This window comes from Bacillus sp. DTU_2020_1000418_1_SI_GHA_SEK_038 (genome assembly GCF_032341175.1).
In the GTDB taxonomy this organism is placed as follows: Bacteria; Bacillota; Bacilli; order Bacillales; family Cytobacillaceae; genus Cytobacillus.
The window spans coordinates 2,591,610-2,610,148 of record NZ_CP135435.1; the positions used below are offsets into that span (position 1 = coordinate 2,591,610).

General features: G+C 38.7%; 23 protein-coding genes. 4 read left to right on the plus strand and 19 right to left on the minus strand.

All coding sequences use genetic code 11. The annotated features are described in order from the left end of the window. Window positions 1-46 precede the first annotated feature (46 nt). The 14 genes from RRV45_RS12725 to RRV45_RS12790 form a co-directional block, all read right to left on the minus strand. A complete protein-coding gene (locus RRV45_RS12725; RefSeq protein ID WP_315665065.1) occupies window positions 47-481 on the minus strand; it encodes a threonine/serine exporter family protein in 435 nt (144 codons plus the stop codon). 40 nt (window positions 482-521) lie between these two features. Next, window positions 522-1,277: a threonine/serine exporter family protein gene (locus RRV45_RS12730; RefSeq protein WP_315665066.1), complete on the minus strand. Its 756-nt coding sequence runs from the start codon at window positions 1,275-1,277 to the stop codon at window positions 522-524. A gap of 452 nt (window positions 1,278-1,729) precedes the next feature. Beyond that, entirely contained in the window at window positions 1,730-3,052 is a 1,323-nt protein-coding gene (locus tag RRV45_RS12735; RefSeq protein ID WP_315665067.1) for a sensor histidine kinase, read from the minus strand. A 20-nt stretch (window positions 3,053-3,072) separates the two neighbouring features. After that, window positions 3,073-3,498: a GAF domain-containing protein gene (locus RRV45_RS12740; protein WP_315665068.1), complete on the minus strand. Its 426-nt coding sequence runs from the start codon at window positions 3,496-3,498 to the stop codon at window positions 3,073-3,075. Window positions 3,499-3,513: 15 nt separating this feature from the next. After that, complete coding sequence (locus tag RRV45_RS12745; RefSeq protein ID WP_315665069.1) at window positions 3,514-4,167, minus strand: response regulator transcription factor; 654 nt, start codon at window positions 4,165-4,167, stop codon at window positions 3,514-3,516. 130 nt (window positions 4,168-4,297) lie between these two features. Next, window positions 4,298-4,948 (minus strand): sensor histidine kinase, encoded by a 651-nt coding sequence (locus RRV45_RS12750; RefSeq protein ID WP_315665070.1) that lies wholly within the window; start codon window positions 4,946-4,948, stop codon window positions 4,298-4,300. A 20-nt stretch (window positions 4,949-4,968) separates the two neighbouring features. Beyond that, entirely contained in the window at window positions 4,969-6,477 is a 1,509-nt protein-coding gene (locus RRV45_RS12755) for an MFS transporter (protein WP_315665071.1), read from the minus strand. Further along, window positions 6,470-6,742: a hypothetical protein gene (locus RRV45_RS12760; RefSeq protein WP_315665072.1), complete on the minus strand. Its 273-nt coding sequence runs from the start codon at window positions 6,740-6,742 to the stop codon at window positions 6,470-6,472. The genes RRV45_RS12755 and RRV45_RS12760 overlap by 8 nt, the downstream gene beginning before the upstream one ends. Window position 6,743: 1 nt before the next feature. Next, window positions 6,744-7,055, minus strand: a complete 312-nt coding sequence (locus tag RRV45_RS12765; RefSeq protein ID WP_315665073.1) for a hypothetical protein — start codon at window positions 7,053-7,055, stop codon at window positions 6,744-6,746. Window positions 7,056-7,060: 5 nt separating this feature from the next. Then, a complete protein-coding gene (locus RRV45_RS12770) occupies window positions 7,061-7,252 on the minus strand; it encodes a hypothetical protein (protein ID WP_315665074.1) in 192 nt (63 codons plus the stop codon). Next, a complete protein-coding gene (locus RRV45_RS12775) occupies window positions 7,242-7,769 on the minus strand; it encodes a Rieske (2Fe-2S) protein (protein ID WP_315665075.1) in 528 nt (175 codons plus the stop codon). Before RRV45_RS12775 ends, RRV45_RS12770 begins: the two co-directional genes overlap by 11 nt. Window positions 7,770-7,780: 11 nt before the next feature. Further along, on the minus strand, window positions 7,781-8,341 hold the full coding sequence (locus RRV45_RS12780) for a 4Fe-4S dicluster domain-containing protein (RefSeq protein WP_315665076.1): 561 nt from the start codon (window positions 8,339-8,341) through the stop codon (window positions 7,781-7,783). Further along, window positions 8,342-10,510 carry a molybdopterin oxidoreductase family protein gene (locus tag RRV45_RS12785; RefSeq protein WP_315665077.1) on the minus strand — a complete coding sequence of 723 codons (2,169 nt, stop codon included), beginning with the start codon at window positions 10,508-10,510 and terminating at the stop codon, window positions 8,342-8,344. It lies immediately after the preceding gene. Further along, a complete protein-coding gene (locus RRV45_RS12790) occupies window positions 10,497-11,579 on the minus strand; it encodes a hypothetical protein (protein ID WP_315665078.1) in 1,083 nt (360 codons plus the stop codon). Before RRV45_RS12790 ends, RRV45_RS12785 begins: the two co-directional genes overlap by 14 nt. A 522-nt stretch (window positions 11,580-12,101) precedes the next feature. On the opposite strand from RRV45_RS12790, the gene RRV45_RS12795 reads away from it, so the two are divergent. After that, window positions 12,102-12,317: a hypothetical protein gene (locus RRV45_RS12795; protein WP_315665079.1), complete on the plus strand. Its 216-nt coding sequence runs from the start codon at window positions 12,102-12,104 to the stop codon at window positions 12,315-12,317. Here the strand turns inward: RRV45_RS12795 and RRV45_RS12800 are convergent. Then, a complete protein-coding gene (locus tag RRV45_RS12800; protein ID WP_315665080.1) occupies window positions 12,303-12,854 on the minus strand; it encodes a hypothetical protein in 552 nt (183 codons plus the stop codon). The two genes, RRV45_RS12795 and RRV45_RS12800, sit on opposite strands and share 15 nt — an antisense overlap. A 385-nt stretch (window positions 12,855-13,239) precedes the next feature. Here RRV45_RS12800 and RRV45_RS12805 point away from each other — a divergent pair, with 385 nt between their 5' ends. The 3 genes from RRV45_RS12805 (at window position 13,240) to RRV45_RS12815 (ending at window position 14,226) form a co-directional block, all read left to right on the plus strand. Beyond that, window positions 13,240-13,410: a hypothetical protein gene (locus tag RRV45_RS12805; RefSeq protein ID WP_315665081.1), complete on the plus strand. Its 171-nt coding sequence runs from the start codon at window positions 13,240-13,242 to the stop codon at window positions 13,408-13,410. Between the two features lie 70 nt (window positions 13,411-13,480). Continuing rightward, on the plus strand, window positions 13,481-13,933 hold the full coding sequence (locus tag RRV45_RS12810) for a DinB family protein (RefSeq protein ID WP_315665082.1): 453 nt from the start codon (window positions 13,481-13,483) through the stop codon (window positions 13,931-13,933). A 128-nt stretch (window positions 13,934-14,061) separates the two neighbouring features. After that, complete coding sequence (locus tag RRV45_RS12815; protein ID WP_315665083.1) at window positions 14,062-14,226, plus strand: hypothetical protein; 165 nt, start codon at window positions 14,062-14,064, stop codon at window positions 14,224-14,226. A 771-nt stretch (window positions 14,227-14,997) separates the two neighbouring features. On the opposite strand, the gene trpA is transcribed toward RRV45_RS12815, so the two are convergent. The 4 genes from trpA to trpC all read right to left on the minus strand — a co-directional run bounded on the left by trpA (window position 14,998) and on the right by trpC (window position 18,539). After that, complete coding sequence (trpA, locus tag RRV45_RS12820; protein ID WP_315665084.1) at window positions 14,998-15,783, minus strand: tryptophan synthase subunit alpha; 786 nt, start codon at window positions 15,781-15,783, stop codon at window positions 14,998-15,000. Beyond that, a complete protein-coding gene (trpB, locus tag RRV45_RS12825; protein ID WP_315665085.1) occupies window positions 15,780-16,982 on the minus strand; it encodes a tryptophan synthase subunit beta in 1,203 nt (400 codons plus the stop codon). Before trpB ends, trpA begins: the two co-directional genes overlap by 4 nt. A gap of 130 nt (window positions 16,983-17,112) precedes the next feature. After that, on the minus strand, window positions 17,113-17,748 hold the full coding sequence (locus RRV45_RS12830) for a phosphoribosylanthranilate isomerase (protein ID WP_315665086.1): 636 nt from the start codon (window positions 17,746-17,748) through the stop codon (window positions 17,113-17,115). Continuing rightward, window positions 17,745-18,539, minus strand: a complete 795-nt coding sequence (gene trpC, locus RRV45_RS12835) for an indole-3-glycerol phosphate synthase TrpC (RefSeq protein ID WP_315665087.1) — start codon at window positions 18,537-18,539, stop codon at window positions 17,745-17,747. Before trpC ends, RRV45_RS12830 begins: the two co-directional genes overlap by 4 nt.

Sequence of the window (18,539 nt, forward strand, 5' to 3'; positions counted from 1 at the left end):
AGGTTAAAAAATAGTTCTATTTTGGTAACAGAAATTGTACCTCATCTTACACTTGCCTGAATTTAATTTTTAAAATTATCTGGTTTAATACTTCCGAAATGACAAGTCCAACAGCGATCGCACCAGAAATCATGAAGGCCTTTGCCGCTAATTGGAGGGCCGTATTATAATCGTTTACAACAAAATGGCGCATTGCGTTATAAGCAATTCCACCAGGGACGAGCGGGATAATTCCAGATATACTGAAAATGATACTTGGCGTTTTATATATTTTTGAGAGGATTTGACTGATAACTGCAACCATAAAAGCTGCAAAAAATGATGCAACAACCGCATCAAATTCATATTCTACAAGGGAAATATATACAATCCAGCCGATCATTCCAACTAGCCCGCATTTAATAAGGGACTTTCTCGGTGCGTTAAATAATATGGCAAAAGAAGCAGTAGCAACAAAGCTAGTGATTAAATGTAAAATCATTATATCTCCCCCATCACTCTTCTTAAAAAAGTGTCATTGACTAAAAAAATGCGATAACGACTGCCACTCCTGTTCCGATCGCACAAGCGGTTAAGAACGCCTCCGCCCCTTTAGACAAGCCAGCCACCAAATGCCCAGCCATAAGGTCTCGTATTGCATTCGTGATTAATAACCCAGGAACGAGCGGCATAACGGATCCAATAATAATTTTGTCTAGCTGTGTCCCTATTCCTGTCCGCACAAAAAAATAGGCACTTAGCCCAATAATAAAAGCAGCTAAAAACTCCGAAAAAAACTTAATTTTAACTAATCGATGTATATAAATAAAACAGATAAATCCTAATCCGCCACTGATGATGGCTGGTAAAAAATCACTCCATTTTCCTAAATACATCAATAGGAAACACCCACTGGAAAGAGATGCTGCAAGAATTTGCTGATAAATAGGAAATGCGAAATTAGCCTTTTCAATTTCATTTAGCTTTTTAAAGGCTTCTTTAATATCCATTTCTCCACTGCTTATTTTTCTTGAAATGCCGTTAACTAAAGTAACTTTATATAAATCTGTAGTCCGCTCAGAGATTCTAATGAGCTTTGCAGGCTCTGTTCCATCAATTGAAAAGATAATGCCTGTTGGCACAACATAACTATGGGAATGAGGAATTCCCAACGCTGCAGCAATTCTTGTCATCGTATCCTCCACCCGATACGTTTCTCCACCGCATTGCAGCATGATTTTTCCAGCAAGCAGACATAAATCAATCACTTCTAATGTTTGAGGAAATTTATTTTCCATCCTTTTCCCTCCCTTTGATAAAAAATATCTTTATTCTTTAATATATAACTATTTTTAAAGATCATATTAAACGAAATGCTTAAATAATATAAGGGCAAAATCAATATTATGCAACATATATTCCCTTTTACAATGTTAATATTATGTAAATTTTTCGTTTACATTTTCAACCATCCGATTTAATTTTGCTATGATGTAGAAGATTTCATTTGAGGGAGAATAATTGTGAAACAAAACGATTAGCCATAGGATCTCTCCTATTATTCGTTTTGCTGTTAGTAGGTTTACCTGTATTGGAAGAGATGACTAATTTAAACTGTGTCTCCAGCTATCCTTTTAACGATGCTAGCGTATTTGAAGCTTCCGCAATGTGTCATTGGTTTAACTAGAGCAGCAGGCGGAATATTACTAGAATATATTTGATTGAAAAGGCTGCCAAATCGGCAGCCTTTTTATAATGGAATCTCCAAAATAACTTTCGTTCCCTTGCCTTTTACAGAATGGATCGTCATTGTCCCACCCGCTGCACGCGCCCTATCCTCCATACTGAAAAGTCCAACTCCACGTGATATTTGATCTATATCAAATCCTATTCCATTATCCTTAATCACTACTCTAATCACATCATCCATTTTTCGAATGATCACTGACGCCTCATCTGTTTCTGCGTATTTCCTAATATTCGTTAGACTTTCTTGAATGATGCGATAGATAGAAATTTCGGTACTGGGACTAAGACGGCTATTTAAATAGCAATCAAAATGAACATTAATAAGATAATGTTCTGAAAACCTCACTAAATAAGACCTTATTGCCGGAATTAGCCCTAGATCATCAAGTACGGACGGTCTTAGCTCCCATGAAAGATCACGTAGGTCTTCAATAATTTCTGTTGCTTCATCTTGCATTTGTTCCAGTAAAGGATGTTCCATTTCTGCCTGCAGCCTGTTTATCGTAATTAAATGGCTATATAAATTTTGTCCCACCCCGTCATGCAGCTCTCTTGATAATCTTCTTCTTTCCTCTTCTTGAATATCGATTATTTTTGTCATCATTGTTTGGAGTTCATCTTCAATCTGCTTTCTCTTAGTAATTTCATGCCGAATCGCTAAGTATTGATAAGGTTTTCCATTTTCACCAAGGAAAGGAACAATGGTCGTATCTACCCAGTAAAAAGCACCATCCTTTGCTTGATTCCTTATTTCACCCTTCCAAACCTCTCCTGAAGAAATAGTCCGCCAAAGCTCGGAGAAAAATTCCTTAGAATGAGTATTTGAATTTATGATTCGATGATCTTGGCCGATAAGCTCCTCTGCTGAATACTTAGATACTTCGCAGAATTTCTGATTGACATAGGTAATGATGCCTTTGTGGTTAGTGATTGCGACAATCGTTGACTCATCTAATGCGAATTTTAAATCGACAAGTTCATGAAGATGATAAGATTGCTGTTTGTTAATTCTGGAATGATCCATAGCCTGATGAAAAATAACAAGAAAATATTTCTCCTGTTTTAAATAAAATGTGTTCACTCTATATATAAGGGAAAAGATTTGACCATCTAAATGCTTTGCCTTTTGATGAATAACCACACCTTCTTTAATTTCCCTTAAGTTCGTTTCAGGGAATAATACATTAAAATCAATTCCAACCATATCACTTTCTAGATATCCAAAGCTTTCACAGGCTTTATTATTGGCATACGCAATGACGCCTGATTCATTAACGAGAAAAGTCGCTTCCCTCGAATCAGGAGCAGGTAAATTCCGGTTCATTATTAACCTCCTGTGGGCAACTAAAACAAACTTTCTAAACCTTTTGCAGCTTGTTTAACTGTTAATTGTTCCTTTTCTGCTATAGGAGTATTTGACCGTCTCCCGACTAATAAGACACCTTTCGGAACACTTTTTATAAATAATGGAACTGCGAATGCATATACAAGCTTTTCAGCCAGCATAATAGGATATTCAAGTGCCTTGCCCGTAATCTCTTCAGGAAAATTCTTTATCGTGATTGGGCTTCCCGTAGAAATCACTTTACCAGCAATTCCTTTTCCATAACGAACAGTAATTCTCTTATACTTCTCATTACTATTGCCAGCTGCAAAATGCCACCTAACATCAGGACCTTCTTTATTTTGCAAAGCCAGCCCTACAAAATCAACATCTATTGCAGTTAAAATTTTTTCACATTGTTTTGCAATTCCCTCTGAGTTTATCAAGGCAGAGACCATCCCTTAAATTCCATATCCTAATAACCCCTTTTTTAAAGCAAATTCAACAAGCTCTGGCCTTGTTTTCATTTGCAGCTTTTCCATTAAGTTGCTTTTATGTGTTTCGACAGTTTTTACACTAATTACTAGTTGTTCAGCAATTTCTTTATTAGAAAATCCTTTGGCAATAAAGGTAAGAACTTCCTTTTCTCGATCGGATAACAGGTTAAAAGTATCTGTATTCCCTTGTTTAACTCCGAATAAATATTCTTCCATTAATCTTTTCGTTGCAGATGGGTGCAAATACGCGTTACCATTGGCAACGGAACGAATGGCTGACAGCAGTTCATCATGTGGGGCACTTTTCAAAATGCATCCTGAAGCTCCTGCTTGGATAGCTCTAAATAAATATTCTTCATCATCATGCATTGTTAGGATAAGAATAGCCGTTTCTGGCAAAAGCTTTTTTAATTCAGAAGTTGCTGATAATCCATCTCTGCCATGTGGCATGCTTAAATCCATGACCACAACATTGGGTTTAAGCTCAAGTGATTTCTGGATACCCTCATTTCCCTCGGATGCTTCACCGACAACTTCTATGTCCGGATGATTATTTAAAAGCATTTTTAAACCCATTCTGACAACGGCATGATCATCACAAAGAAGTATCTTAATCAAGTCATCTCCCCCATTCGTTTTTCTTTTTTCTATGTAATACATTATATAAAAATTTACAGCAGACTCCTAGTTTAGTCTGCCAAATATATAATAAGGGATTGCATACCGCAAATCCCTTAAGTGTTTGTATTTATAATAGAGGCAGATGAAGTTCAATTTGTGTGCCTGCCCCTATTTTTGAAGAAAGAAACCATTGACCGCCAATTAAAAGCATGCGCTCCTGCATGGCTGCTAGGCCAGTCGATTGATTCATTCCTTTTTCCATATCAAAGCCTTTTCCTGCATCTTTAATAAGGATTCTCAAGTGGCTTTGCTCCCAAATAAAGGTTACCTCTGCAGTTACTGTATCCGCATATCTGGCAATATTGGCTAAGGCCTCCTGACAAACTCGGAATAAGGTAATCCTTTCTTTTTCCTTCAGAGAGACCTCTTCACCAATACTCATTAAATGTACCTCAATCCCATAGGTAGAAGTATAAAGCTTTATATAGCTTTTCATTGCCGGCAGAAGTCCAAGCGTTGTTAAAGTAGGAGGGTGTAATTCAACCGAGAGCAGCCTAATTTCTTGAATCGTTCTTTCCAGTATTTCAGCCATGCCGCCGACATAGCCTTTCATCGTATCTCCTTCAACGGAGGATTCAATGAATTGCATACCTGTATAAAGACTATACAAAGTTTGCCCGACACCTTCGTGAAGTTCAATAGCTATTCGCTTGATTTCATCTTCTTGTGACTGAATAATATAAGAGCTAATATTTCTTTGGGCTGATTTTGTATCCATACCTTCCCTCCTCTCTAACACTACGCTTTCTTCACATTCCTGCTTCCTGACTTATCACTAAACATACCGGCATATTGCACAATATCTCCAGCATCATTTTTTATTGCACTAATCGTTAGCCATTGTAAATACGGTTCTCCGTCTTTGCGTTTATTCCAAATTTCTCCTTGCCAGAATCCATTTTCTTCAATCGATTGCCATAAACCTTTGTAAAAACTCTCCGATTGCATACCAGATTTTAAGATATTCGGATTTTTGCCAATGACATCGCTCTGTGCATACCCTGTTATTTTTGAAAATGCAGGGTTTACTGAAATAATTTTACCGTGAGTGTCCGTTACAAGGATCCCTTCAACTGTATGATCAATTACTTCTTTAGCGAGCCCGATTTTTCCTTGGAAATACATCCAAATAACTAAAATTAAGCTTGCTAAAGCAACTTCGGATAATGCCATAAATCCGATTGCATAATGTCCAGTAACATTATACAAGATTGTTAATAATAATGGCGGGAAAAATCCTCCTAGGCCGCCCATCGCAGAAACAATCCCATTGACGATACCAGCCTGCTTATGGAAATACATTGGAACAAGTTTAAATATAACACCATTTCCGATACCTGCACAAAGTGCAATCGTTAAACAGCCAAAAGTGTACCAGCCAATAGATGGAGCAAAGGATAGGATCATTGCTGAAATCGTATATACTCCAAAAACAAACATTAATAAAATTAGAGAATGAAAACGGTCAGCTAGCCAGCCGCCAAGTGGTCTCATAATGGTAGCAATGACGATAAATCCAGCTGTTCTTAACCCAGCGTCTACTTTATCAAGTCCGAAATTAGCAACTAAAAAGTTTGGCAGATAGATCGTGAATGCAACAAATGAACCGAAAGTAATAAAGTAAAATAAACTTAAAAGCCATAGTTTTTCGTTTTTGTATACACCCTTAATTTGTTCAAGTAATGGTGTTTTGACTCGATTTTCTTTTTTGTCGCCTAAAAAGAAGTTGGCTACGATGAAAATTCCAAGAATAACTAGATAAAACTGTACAGTCGTAGACCAGCCAAACTTTGAAGCTAATACAGGAGCGCCAAAAGCAGATAGTGCAGTTCCTAAGTTACCAGCACCATAAATTCCATTGACAAACCCGTGGCGTTCTTTTGGATAATATTTTGGAAGAGAGGTTACCCCAACTGAGAAAACCGCTCCGCCAATCCCTAAGAAAAGACCGCCAATTAATAAATCAGTGACAGAGTTAGCGATGCTAATATAATATACAGGGAATATTAGCAAAATAAAGCTTATTAAAAAGATCGTTCGTGCACCAAATTGATTCGCATAATAGCCTAATGGAATCCTTAATATGGAACCAAGGATAACAGGAATGGCTGTTACAAGTGCTAATTGATTAGCAGGGATCGCAATATCTTCTATAATAAAAGGCATAAGGGAGGAAATTATTACCCAAACCATAAATCCAACGACAAGGTTTAATGTTTGTAATGGAAGCTGTATTTTTTTAACCATTCAAACCACTCTCTCTTCTGATCACATAATTTAAACCTGATTGCTCATCCAAGGCCGACCATTCACTATCATTTAGTACCACTTTCGCCGTTAAAGGGATCGCAAAGAAATACCGGTCATCAAAATAAATGCGAAGATGCGTCCCATCTGGGCATAGCCCTGTTTTCGCAATCGTTTTTTCCACAAAAGGGGCTTGATCCTCATTCTCTTGATCTAAAATTGCTACTTTCACTCTTTTTCTTACAAATGAATCTATAGTTTCCATTTTAATGTGCTCCACAGCTTGAGCATCCTCTCTTTGCAGGGTAAACGAACATTTTATAGCCTTGAAGGTATTCCCAGAATGCGGAATCCGCATGATCCTCGATAAAGGCCGCTGTTTCATCTTCAGAATTCCATTTACTCATACCCTTTACTTCGGCAATAACGATTTCTACATCATTTTCGATTTTTTCTTCTAAATACCAGTTCAAACGGACACCAGAAAAAAGCTTTTTCAGCATCTGATCAATTTCATCAGCAAAATTCCCTGATGCCATTCTCATAAAACAAAAGTCAAGATATGTTTCACTGTTCATATGCTTCACGCCTTTACATTTTTCATCTTTTTATAAGCAAACCAAGCAATTGGAAATAGGACAATATTTAATCCGCAGAAAATTAACGTATTTACATAGTTTTCATAAAAGAATTGGTGGACCATGTATTGAGTGAATACGATATTGAGAAACAATACTGCAGCAAGGACAAAAACTCCAACGTAACTACGCTTCATATCGTTTCACCTTTACTGCAAAGACAGCACCCTTCTCTACTTTCACTTGAATTTCTGGCAATGGCCGTCTTGGCGGTCCGGCAGTTGGCGCACCTGTTTCAACATCGAATTTTCCGTGGTGACAAGGACAAATCATTTCCCCTTGATCCTTCACCCAGAATACGGGACAGCGTAAATGGGTACATGCATTTTGATAGGCAACATATTTATTTTCAGCTAATCTTATTAGAATCGCATCATCATGTTCGCCAGGAAATTTGAAATCAATGGCATCTCCAATTGGGAGTTTTTCGATATCGATAATTTTTTTATGGGGATATTCCTTCTCCCCAAGACCCATTAATTCTTTTGCGGCAACCGCTCCCCAAGGAAGAGAGGAAACAGCGAACACCCCAGCTGCTCCCACTAATGTTTTCATGAAGCCGCGGCGGTCGAGCTTCCGTTCATTATTCTGTTCTATATTATGAGTGTAATTATCTTCTTGAAAGGGGATTTTATTATTTTTATCTGATGGCACTTGAATCCCTCCTAAAACAACTTAGTTACGCCTTGTAAAATACCAGGCAGATTGACTTTAACGTTCGTTTCACCTTCAAGATAAGGCAGGCTTGTTACCCATTTGCCATTATCAAGGTTGAATTGATTTTTCTTGTTTTCAATTTCTTCATCTGTCAGCCATTGAAGAGTATTGGATGGGCAAACACTCGCACACATTGGCGGAATGCCATCTTTTGTTCGGTCAATACATAGATCGCATTTATACATTAAGTTCTGTTCAGTATCAAATTTCGGTATTCCATACGGACAAGCAATTGTACAGTTCTGACAGCCAATACACTTTTCCACTAATGCTGATAAAACAGCTCCTGTTTCATGAATCTGAATAGCCTGAGCCGGACAGCTTCTTGCACACGCTGGATTCACACAGTGAAGGCACATAAGAGGCATGGTTTGCCTGTTCACAAGCGGGTTTACATCGTAAACATAGTTCCTGTTTCTTTCCTCATGCCCGCCGCACTGTGTACAAGCGGCAAGGCAGGAACGGCATCCGATACAATTTTCTAGTTCTAGATAGAGCCTCTTTTTCATTTACTGCACCTTCTTTATTTCTAGTTTTTCAATTTGCACAGCACAGGCCTTAAATTCTGGCATCCGGGACATTGGATCTAACGCTGCAATCGTTAAGAGATTAATAGAATCATCGTGACCGAAGTGATATGGAACAAACACAGTATCTTTTCGGATCGCTTCAGTAATTTTCACTTTATAGACAGCTTCGCCTCTTCTAGTGAAAAGACGAACTCTTTCCTCATGTATGATATTGTACTTTTCAGCGGTTTCAGGATGCACCTCAACATATGGTTCTGGACACATATCATGCAGGAATTGAATTCTGCGGGTTTGATTCCCTGATAAATAGTGGTAAACGACACGTCCCGTTGTTAAGCGCAACGGATATTTTTCATCCGGCTCTTCAGCTGGCGGGCGATATGGAAGTGCACAAATTTTTGCCTTTCCGTCCGGATGATAGAACTTTTTATCAAGGAACATATGTGGTGTACCTTCATCATTTTCATCCTTACATGGCCAAAATACGCCATCTTGCTTATCGATTTTATCCCATGTTGCACCATAGTAATCGGCATAGCCGCCTTTAGATGCTAATCTGAATTCATCTGCTACATCTTTTGCTGTTTTTAGGTGTGAGAAGTATTTCCCTCTTCCTAACCGTTCAGCAAGCTCAACCTGAATTTGCCAGTCAGGCTTTGATTCGCCAATTGGTTCTTGTGCTTTATTAATTTTTATAATACGGCCTTCAAGGTTTGTAACTGTCCCCTCATCCTCTGACCAAGTGACTGCCGGAAGGACGACATCGGCGAATTCAGCAGATTCAGAAAGATAGAAGTCCGCACAGACCATGAAGTCTAAGTTTTTCATCGCTTTTCTGACAAAATTCAAATTTGGTGCTGAAACTGCAGGATTTGAACACAATAGATACATTGCACGAATTTCTTTTTTATCCATCAATTCGAACATTTCATAAGCAGAAACTCCTGCTTGCGGCATTTCCTCTGGTGTAATGCCCCATACTTGGCAAACCTCTTTTACGTGCTCTGGGTTTGTGATTTTGCGGTAGCCTGGCAGCAAATCTGACTTCTGACCATGCTCACGGCCACCTTGACCATTTCCTTGGCCAGTGAATGTTGCTACTCCAGATTTTGGCCGACCGATTTTCCCGGTAATAAGCGCCATATTTGTGTAGCCAGATACGTTATCAACACCCTTATGCTGCTGTTCAATTCCGCGGGCAAACATTACGACTGCATTTGGTGCCATACCATAAATTTCTGCCGCACGGATAATTTTTTCAGGTGCAACCCCTGTTATCATGCTTGTATATTCCGGTGTAAACTCTTTAACGAGTTCTTTCGTTTCTTCAAATCCATTTGTATGGTTTTGGATAAATTCCTCATCTGTGTACCCGTTTTGGATTAATAAATTTAAGATTCCGTTTGCCAGCGCAAGGTCTGTACCAGGACGTAAATCAAGATGAACGTCTGCTCTTCTCGCAATAGGTGTTTCCCGTGGGTCCGCTACAATAAGATAACCGCCTCTTTCCTGGACGTTCCAGATACGGAACATGGAAGTTGGATGACATTCAGCTGTGTTGCTTCCAGCAATAAACAGGCAGTCTGTTTCATGAATATCTGTCCAAGGCAATGTTGATCCACGGTCAACCCCGAAGGAACGAAGGAATCCGCCAGCCGCACTTGACATACAGAAACGGCCATTATAATCAATGTAGCGCGTACCCAGTGCGACACGGGCAAACTTTCCTGTTAAATAGCATTTTTCATTTGTCATTGAAACACCGCTAAATACAGATACTGAATCTTTTCCATATTCATTTTGAAGTTTAGTGAAGTTTTTAACGATTAGATCGTATGCCTCTTCCCAGCTAGCTTCACGGAAACCTTCTTTTGTTCCTTTTAATGATGCATCGTCACGGATTAGCGGTTTTAATAACCGATCATTATGGTTCGTTTGCTGGTAAGCCGTTACCCCTTTTGGACACATTTTTCCAACTGTTACCGGCCAGTCATAACGCGGCTCCACGCCAATGATTTTATTAGTAACTGTATTCACCCTCAAGTTCATTCCACATTGCATTCCACAATAGCTGCAGTGAGTTTTGATTAATTTCTCATTTGGATGATTCAAATTCTCGATTTCTTTAAAAAACTTATCCCTTTGCATTTTGGTTGGCCTCCTTCACTTTTACCTCATGGGTAGGGAAACCGGAGAATTGTGCAATCCGGTATTTTCTTCGGCAAGGGAGGCACATTTCTGCAAGATGATGCCCTTCCTTTGTCATAAATTCAATATGATTTACGCCGAGCACTTCAACGACATCTTTTGATTGCTCTGTTGATACAAAGCCTTCTCCACAAACCTTACATTTCTTCATTTCTTGTTCTGCATAATGTTCTCTGTAGTTTCTCGCTAGTACACTCATTGGACGGAAAGGAATGTGTGCCAGCTTTCCGAATGGAAGATAAATGAGTGTAATAATGACGGACCACTGATGAATGAGTGACATCGCAGGCTGTCCTGCACCGTGTAAAAAGATGTTCATAAAGGTTAAAGCTAATCCTGTGATACTAACTAATAAAAGCATGTAAAGCGGCAGGAAGTCATATAAGAATTTTTGTTCAGCTCTTGCCTGCATATTTTTCAAGCGGCGGTATAATGCCATGCATACTCCTGCAATTACCATTACTGCTGTAATATTTAAAGCATTATAAGATAAGTTCGCAATTATCCCATCTGCTGGGACTGTCATGACCTTCATGCCCATTGCGATAATATTGTAGTAACCGTTGTCGTCCATCGTGAAATACATCCAGCCGAAAACTAGCGGAAAGGTAACAAGGCAAGAAAGGATACATCCCCATCCGATTAGGACGTGCTGGGTCCATCGGTAAATTCCCCTATTCCAGATGAATTTGTATGTAGCTAAATGCTCTACAGATGTTTTTGGAGTTGATTTTCTAAAAAGCAGCTTCATGCCTTTTTTGATAAAGATCTTTGTTGGCGGTCTTTCTCCCCATGCGATAAATCGATAGAAGAACCCCCCGATAAACACAATTGTTCCAACCATATATCCATAAAGGTTTAAATCAACATGTGTGAACATTCTTGTTCCAATAAAGGATAAGATGACTAGCCCAAGAACTGATAGAAACATAGACTTAGCAAAATTTGATGCAAATGCATTATTAATTGAATTGACGCGCTTTTCTTCAACTGGGACTTTTGCCTGCATGATTATTCCTCCTCATTCCAAACAATTAACTTACCCTAATTGTAAGAGTTAGGAGATTTTTAACCTATCGGGGAACTTCCCTATCTTGTGGGGGAAATCCCCTTATCTTGAAGTTTGGGAAACTACCTGCACTTTGTTTCCACTTTTTCTTGGATTTCTTGAAATTTGGGAAACTACTCGCACTTTGTTTCCACTTTTTCTTGATTATCTTGAAATTTGGGAAACTACTCGGACTTTGTTTCCACTTTTTCTTGATTATCTAGAAATTTGGGAAACTACTCGCACTTTGTTTCCACTTTTTCTTAGATTTCTTGAAATTTTGGAAACTACTCGCACTTTGTTTCTACTTTTTCTTGGATTTTTTGAGATTTGGAAAACTACTCGTGTTTTGTTTCCATTTAACTCGAAATCTGGTAAACAAAAAAAGCACTGTTAGTCTGTACTATTTTTGAATGCTTATTTTCAAATGTTTTGAAACCAATTATAATAAAATAGGAAGATAATTATTAAGGAGTGATTTTGTTGGCTAGATCGAGAGCAAAAAAAATGAGAGAAAGATCCGTTCGCGAGGGAAAAAGAGATCCTGAATTAAATCGGAGCTCATTTGCGTTTGCAGATATGAGGACAAGAACAACGAAGACAAAGAAGGATTATTTATACCGTGAAAAACATAAGAACCATACACTCGTTGATAGAAGTGATGGTTCTTTTTATTTTGTAGCATTATTGAGCTTTTAAATATTTTTCCCGAAAGGTGATATAGGATTGTAAACTTCCTTGATAAATAAGCCTATGAGAGGAAGCTTCTTTTAGATCTTGTGGGGTGATCATGCAAAGTTGTTTATTGATTTCGAGGAGCCTGCCTTCTTGCAGCACCATAGCAACAAAATGTGAACAGAAAAAGGCGTGTTTTCTATTAATTCTTTTATTTAATGCAATGGCCAATAAGCCAAGTAAATTGTAGCGATATTTTTGCTTATTTTCATCGATTTCTTTAATTATTTTTAACATGCGATTATATTTCTTTTCATTTACCGTAAATACATATACGGCACAGGATGCATTCTTGAATAGCTCTGACCGAATATCTTCCTTTACAAATCCGCCAACAAAGGGATTCCTTGGTCTTTTTCTTCCAAAACTGTATACCTCAGTCAATTCGCAGTCAAATCCAATCGAAGCATGGTTATGACATTCTTTCGTATATAGCTTAATCATTCTAGTAAATATCGTTCCTGTATCGGTAAGCAGAAGATACACCTTTCTGTCCCCCATGAATAACCCTCCTATAAGAAAAGCGCAAGCGACTTGGTCACCCCCGACAAGCACAAGACGAGCCTCTCGGAAAGGTGCTCTTTACCTTTCTGGGAGGATTGGCTTGTGACCTCGAGGGGGTAGGCGCTGGAGCTAGACAGTTCCACTTGCATATGTATTCCGCAATTCTTCTGCTTCCATTAAAACAAATTATTATTCTATTCAATAGACACTAGAGATTTAACTTATCATAGGGCCAGAGACGTATTCGTACTATTTTTCTACTTTTCTGCTCATATCCAATATTATACAAAAATTATTCACCTTTGAAAATTAAAAAGTGAAAAAATTGGATGAATTTGAATATAGATGCAAAGAAGGATGGATGTTAGTAAGGGGGAATTTCATGTGGTTCTGGTTTCAGGCGTTTATAATGATAATCATTTTATGGATACTGATTGAAGAAGGGATTTATTTTTTTGTTAATCGCAGCATTTTTGGCCAATCTTTTTTAGAAAAGAAATGGAGAAGCTTTTTTAAATGGGCAGGGAATAAATTAAAAAGGAATGCATCTTAATTGCATTTTTGTCAAAAGTATTAGAGGATGATATTGAATAATACATAATTATATATTTGGAGGTAGAAGCATGAATCCTGTTAATCATTTTCTGTCACATCGTACTGTAACGAATGCCTTAGTTGAAAAAATCGAAAAATCCAATTACGAGTTTAAACCAACTGAAACATCGATGAGTGCACAAAAATTAGTGACACATATTTACACTTCTTATTATAAGTTTATTAAAACAGTTAAGGAAGGAAACGGATCTCCTTTTTTGGAAAAATTCGAGGATGCCGAATTGTCTCTTTCTCAGCTAGGTGAAGAATTCACTGAGAAAACAAAGGAACTTCTAGCTTCACTTACAAAAGAGGAGCTTGAACGTGAAATCGATATGTCGAAAATTTTCGGCATGAATGTGACGGGCCATCAAATGGTACAAATGGCCATTGAACATGAAATTCATCATAAGGGCAATCTATTCGTCTATGTTAGAGAAATGGGACATACGGATCTGCCGCTTTACATAAATTTAAGATAAAACAAAATCATTCTGAACAGACTTGCGGACATTGCAAGTCTGTTTTTTTACTGAAAATTATTGGGTAAAATTTTGAAGTAAGTACATATTAACAATGTCAGCAGGACTAATTGAAGGAGGTAATCTACGTGACTAAGCAAGGAAGACATAACTCAAATCAAACCCGTGCCCAAATAGAAAAACAGGATAAAAGGAATGATATTGAATTAGGAGCAGAATTCCAAATCGGCAATGATTCCTCACAAAGCCAGAAGAAAAGCGGGAAACAGGCCAATAAGAAGAAAATGAAATAATAAGGAAGCCGCTTCGATAAAAGTTATCGAAGCGGTACTTTTTCCGATATAGGCTTGCGAGGTAACTTCATGGAAACCATTTTTAAAGTCCTTTGATAAAACAAACACCATCCGCTTCATGACCTTCATTGAATGAGCAATTCATAGTAAGAGTTTTTACTGATCACTTGCTGAAACAAGCACTATGAGCACTTCATAATAAGCGTTTTTAACGATCACTTGCTGAAACAAGCACTTTGAACACTTCATAGTAAGCGTTTTTAACGATCACTTGCTGAAACAAGCACTATGAACACTTCATAGTAAGCGTTTTTACTGATCACTTGCTGAAACAAGCACTATGAGCACTTCATAGTAAGCGTTTTTAATGTTCACTTACTGAAACAAGCACTATGAACACTTCATAGTAAGCGTTTTTACTGATCACTAGTTGAAACAAGCACTATGAACACTTCATAGTAAGCATTTTTACTGATTACTAGCTGAATCAAGCACTATGAACACTTCATAATGAGCGTTTTTACTGATCCCTTGCTAAAACAAGCACTATGAACACTTCATAATGAGCGTTTTTACCGATCACTTACTGAAACAAGCACTATGAGCACTTCATAGTAAGCATTTTTAATGATTACTAGCTGAAACAAGCACTATGAACACTTCATAGTAAGTGTTTTTACTGATCACTTGCTGAAACAAGCACTATGAGCACTTCATATCAAGCCTTTTCACCTTTTTCAAGTAAGAGCACTCTCCTAAAACGTACCCGCCTCAGCTTTCAACATTAGCCATTTTAGATGCGTTAATTAGCTCCTCAATTCCTGCCAGATCCCCCTGTTCAAATAGCTCGATAATCTTGCTTCCGACAATAACGCCATCACAATATTGGTTCATTTCCAGGACATGTGATGGAGAGGCTATTCCAAAGCCAGCCAAAACTGGAAGGCAACTTACACTTTTTACCTTTTTCAAATGCTCGCCTAGCTGATCACTGAACCCTTTTCTAGCACCAGTTATCCCATTTACTGTTACAGCATAAAGAAATCCGTGCCCCTTCTTGGATATTTCCTCTACCCGCGCTAACGGGCTCGTCAATGTAACAAGCCTAATAATCTCAATGCCCGCCTTCTCTGCGTAAGGAACAATAATATCCTCCTCTTCTATTGGCAAGTCAGGTAAAATTAACCCATCTACGCCTGAACGGAAGCACTCCTCTATAAACTCTTCAATGCCAAAAGCCATGATCGGATTCATGTAAGTCATAAAAATCAAAGGAATATGAACGATGGGTCGTATTTCGGATATTATCTTCAATACTCCCCTTAATGTCGTTCCGTTTTCAAGCGCTCTAATACCCGCCCGCTGGATTACGGGTCCATCAGCTACAGGGTCTGAAAAGGGAATCCCAATTTCAATCGCGGTTGCACCTGCTTTTTCTAAAAAAGTAATCCGTTCCGCCAAACTATTCAATCCGCCATCTCCAGCCATTATATAAGGAACAAATGCCTTCTCGTTATTCTCCGCTAAAGTTCGCATCACTTTTTCAATACGGTTCATTTCACAGTCCCTCCCAGTCTTGCTTTTACTGTTTCAACGTCTTTATCCCCTCTGCCTGATAAACAGATGACTAATCCGTCGTTTTCCTTCATTGTTGGAGCCAGCTTTAATGCATAGGCGACTGCATGCGAGCTTTCCAAAGCAGGAATAATTCCTTCTAACTGACAAAGGAGCTGTAAGGCTTCCATTGCTTCTTCATCAGTGATAGACTCGTAATTTACTCTTCCGCTATCTTTTAAATAACTGTGCTCAGGCCCGACACCAGGGTAATCCAGTCCAGCAGAAATTGAGTGAGCCTCTTGAATTTGTCCGTCCTCATCCTGAAGCAAATACATGAGTGCGCCATGAAGGATCCCTGGCTTCCCCTTTGTCATTGAAGCTGCGTGCTTTGAAGCATCTAAACCTAACCCTGCTGCCTCCACCCCATACAATTGGACTGCCTCATCCTTAATAAATGGATAAAACATGCCCATTGCATTACTTCCACCGCCGATACAAGCCACAATGGCCTCTGGAAGCTTACCTTCCTTTTCTAAAAATTGCTCCCTCGTTTCCTTCCCAATGACACTTTGAAGATCTCGGACAATCATTGGAAATGGGTGCGGCCCCATTACAGACCCAAGAATATAATGGGTATCCTCTACGTTTGTTACCCAATAGCGCAACGCCTCGTTTACTGCATCCTTAAGAGTTGCACTGCCTGACTCAACACTCACAACCTTCGCACCTAAAAGCTCCATGCGAAACACATTCAACTGCTGCCTGCGGATGTCCTCCGCTCCCATATATATAATGCATTCTAAATTAAGAAGCGCACAGGCTGTTGCCGTTGCTACTCCATGCTGTCCTGCCCCTGTTTCAGCAACAATCTTTCTTTTCCCCATTCGGGCTGCCAGCAAAGCCTGACCTAATGAATTATTGATTTTGTGTGCGCCTGTGTGGTTTAAATCCTCACGTTTTAAATAAATCTTGGCCCCTTGAAGATGCTTTGTTAAGTTTTTGGCAAAATATAAAGGTGTTTCACGTCCAACGTAATTCTTCAGGAGATCATCGAGTTCACTTTGGAATTCTGGATCTGCCATCGCTTTTTTATATTCTATTTCGAGCTCAAGAACTGCCTGCATTAACGTCTCTGGCACATATCTTCCTCCATATGCACCAAAATGTCCCCGTTCATCAGGTAAAGTGTATGTTGTCATTTTAGATTCTCCCTTTGTTAGCAAAATTTTTAAGTTTGTCAGCCAATTCCTATCATTTATCAGCTGAATTTCGAGTTTGTCAGCCAATCCCTAGCCATTATCAGCCAAATATCGAGTTTGTCAGCCAATTTTAAAGTTTATCAGCCAATACACTAGACTTCTGTCCCTTCTTAGCCTGATCAATAAATTCTTTAATCTTTTGAATATCCTTTTTTCCATCCGTTTCTACTCCACTGCTGACATCGACCATATACGGTGCCGTTAACTCAATGGCCTGCTCAACATTATCAATTGATAGTCCGCCAGCAAGAATGACTTTTTTTCCGTTCAACTTTTCGCCGTTTAAAATACTCCAATCAAATGTGACTCCGTTCCCCCCGCGGTATTTGCCTTTTGGGCTATCCAATAGGTAATAATCACATGAATACTGATCCAATTGTTTTAAATCCTCTTGAGATTCAACGCTCAACGCCTTAATAACAGGTACAGAAAATTGCCCACAATATTCAGGTGACTCATCCCCATGAAGCTGAATAACATTGATTCCTGTCTCTTTAACAATTTCTCGAATGACATCTGGATCTTCATTAACAAATACGCCTACTTTAAGAATCCCATCTGGAATTTCATTAATAATTTCCTTTGCCTGATCAGGAGTTATCTTCCTTTTGCTCTCTGCAAAAACAAATCCGAGAGCATCTGCCCCAAACTCGACCGTTTTTAACGCAGTTTCAACGTCCATAATTCCACAAATTTTTACCTTCATTTCTTCACCACCTCTTTTAAAGGCTGTTTCATTGTTCTAAATAATCCTTCTAAATTATCTGATTTCATAAATGCCTCACCAACAAGGATCCCATCGGCACCTGCATCTATTACCCTTTGAACATCCTCTTCTGTTTTTATGCCGCTCTCACTAATAAGGAAGGCACCTGCGGCTTTAATTTTTGGAGCAAGTTTTTCTGTTATGGCTAAATCAACTGAGAAGGTTTTTAAATCACGATTATTTACACCGATTATTTGAGCCCCTGTACGTAAAGCCTTTAACAGCTCGGCCTCGTTATGAACCTCCATAAGTACTTCAAGCCCATTGGTTATAGCGAAAGAATATAGCTCTTTCAGACGTTGCTCTTCTAATGCTGCAGCAATTAACAGAATCAAATTTGCCCCTGAGGATTTCGCTTTCAGAATCTGAACTTCATCGATGATAAAATCCTTGCAGAGCAATGGGGCATCTACAGACTCTCTAACAGTTGATAAATCTTCAAAACCTCCTTTAAAAAAGGGAGTATCAGTCAGAACAGAAATGGCATCCGCTCCAAAATCGATATAAGATTGAGCTTGGACATTAGGATCAGCACCGATATTGATATCTCCTTTTGAAGGTGATGCCCGCTTAAATTCTGCGATAATGGAAAGTGAGTCCCTTTGTTGAAGCTTTTTCAGAAAGGAGCGCTTTTTTCTAATCGGCTGGTCATGAGTATCTAATTTTTCTTCCCTAAGTCTCAGAACCTCTTTTTCCTTTTCCTCCAAAATGATATCTAGGATCGTTGTCAT

Bases quoted from the DNA above. Each gene is read 5' to 3' on its own strand.
- RRV45_RS12725 (WP_315665065.1), bottom strand. From the start codon at position 481: ATGATTTTACATTTAATCACTAGCTTTGTTGCTACTGCTTCTTTTGCC.
- RRV45_RS12730 (WP_315665066.1), bottom strand. From the start codon at position 1,277: ATGGAAAATAAATTTCCTCAAACATTAGAAGTGATTGATTTATGTCTG.
- RRV45_RS12735 (WP_315665067.1), bottom strand. From the start codon at position 3,052: ATGAACCGGAATTTACCTGCTCCTGATTCGAGGGAAGCGACTTTTCTC.
- RRV45_RS12750 (WP_315665070.1), bottom strand. From the start codon at position 4,948: ATGGATACAAAATCAGCCCAAAGAAATATTAGCTCTTATATTATTCAG.
- RRV45_RS12755 (WP_315665071.1), bottom strand. From the start codon at position 6,477: ATGGTTAAAAAAATACAGCTTCCATTACAAACATTAAACCTTGTCGTT.
- RRV45_RS12760 (WP_315665072.1), bottom strand. From the start codon at position 6,742: ATGGAAACTATAGATTCATTTGTAAGAAAAAGAGTGAAAGTAGCAATT.
- RRV45_RS12765 (WP_315665073.1), bottom strand. From the start codon at position 7,055: ATGAACAGTGAAACATATCTTGACTTTTGTTTTATGAGAATGGCATCA.
- RRV45_RS12770 (WP_315665074.1), bottom strand. From the start codon at position 7,252: ATGAAGCGTAGTTACGTTGGAGTTTTTGTCCTTGCTGCAGTATTGTTT.
- RRV45_RS12780 (WP_315665076.1), bottom strand. From the start codon at position 8,341: ATGAAAAAGAGGCTCTATCTAGAACTAGAAAATTGTATCGGATGCCGT.
- RRV45_RS12785 (WP_315665077.1), bottom strand. From the start codon at position 10,510: ATGCAAAGGGATAAGTTTTTTAAAGAAATCGAGAATTTGAATCATCCA.
- RRV45_RS12790 (WP_315665078.1), bottom strand. From the start codon at position 11,579: ATGCAGGCAAAAGTCCCAGTTGAAGAAAAGCGCGTCAATTCAATTAAT.
- RRV45_RS12800 (WP_315665080.1), bottom strand. From the start codon at position 12,854: ATGGGGGACAGAAAGGTGTATCTTCTGCTTACCGATACAGGAACGATA.
- RRV45_RS12805 (WP_315665081.1), top strand. From the start codon at position 13,240: ATGTGGTTCTGGTTTCAGGCGTTTATAATGATAATCATTTTATGGATA.
- RRV45_RS12810 (WP_315665082.1), top strand. From the start codon at position 13,481: ATGAATCCTGTTAATCATTTTCTGTCACATCGTACTGTAACGAATGCC.
- trpA (WP_315665084.1), bottom strand. From the start codon at position 15,783: ATGAACCGTATTGAAAAAGTGATGCGAACTTTAGCGGAGAATAACGAG.
- trpB (WP_315665085.1), bottom strand. From the start codon at position 16,982: ATGACAACATACACTTTACCTGATGAACGGGGACATTTTGGTGCATAT.
- RRV45_RS12830 (WP_315665086.1), bottom strand. From the start codon at position 17,748: ATGAAGGTAAAAATTTGTGGAATTATGGACGTTGAAACTGCGTTAAAA.
- trpC (WP_315665087.1), bottom strand. From the start codon at position 18,539: ATGACAACGATCCTAGATATCATTTTGGAGGAAAAGGAAAAAGAGGTT.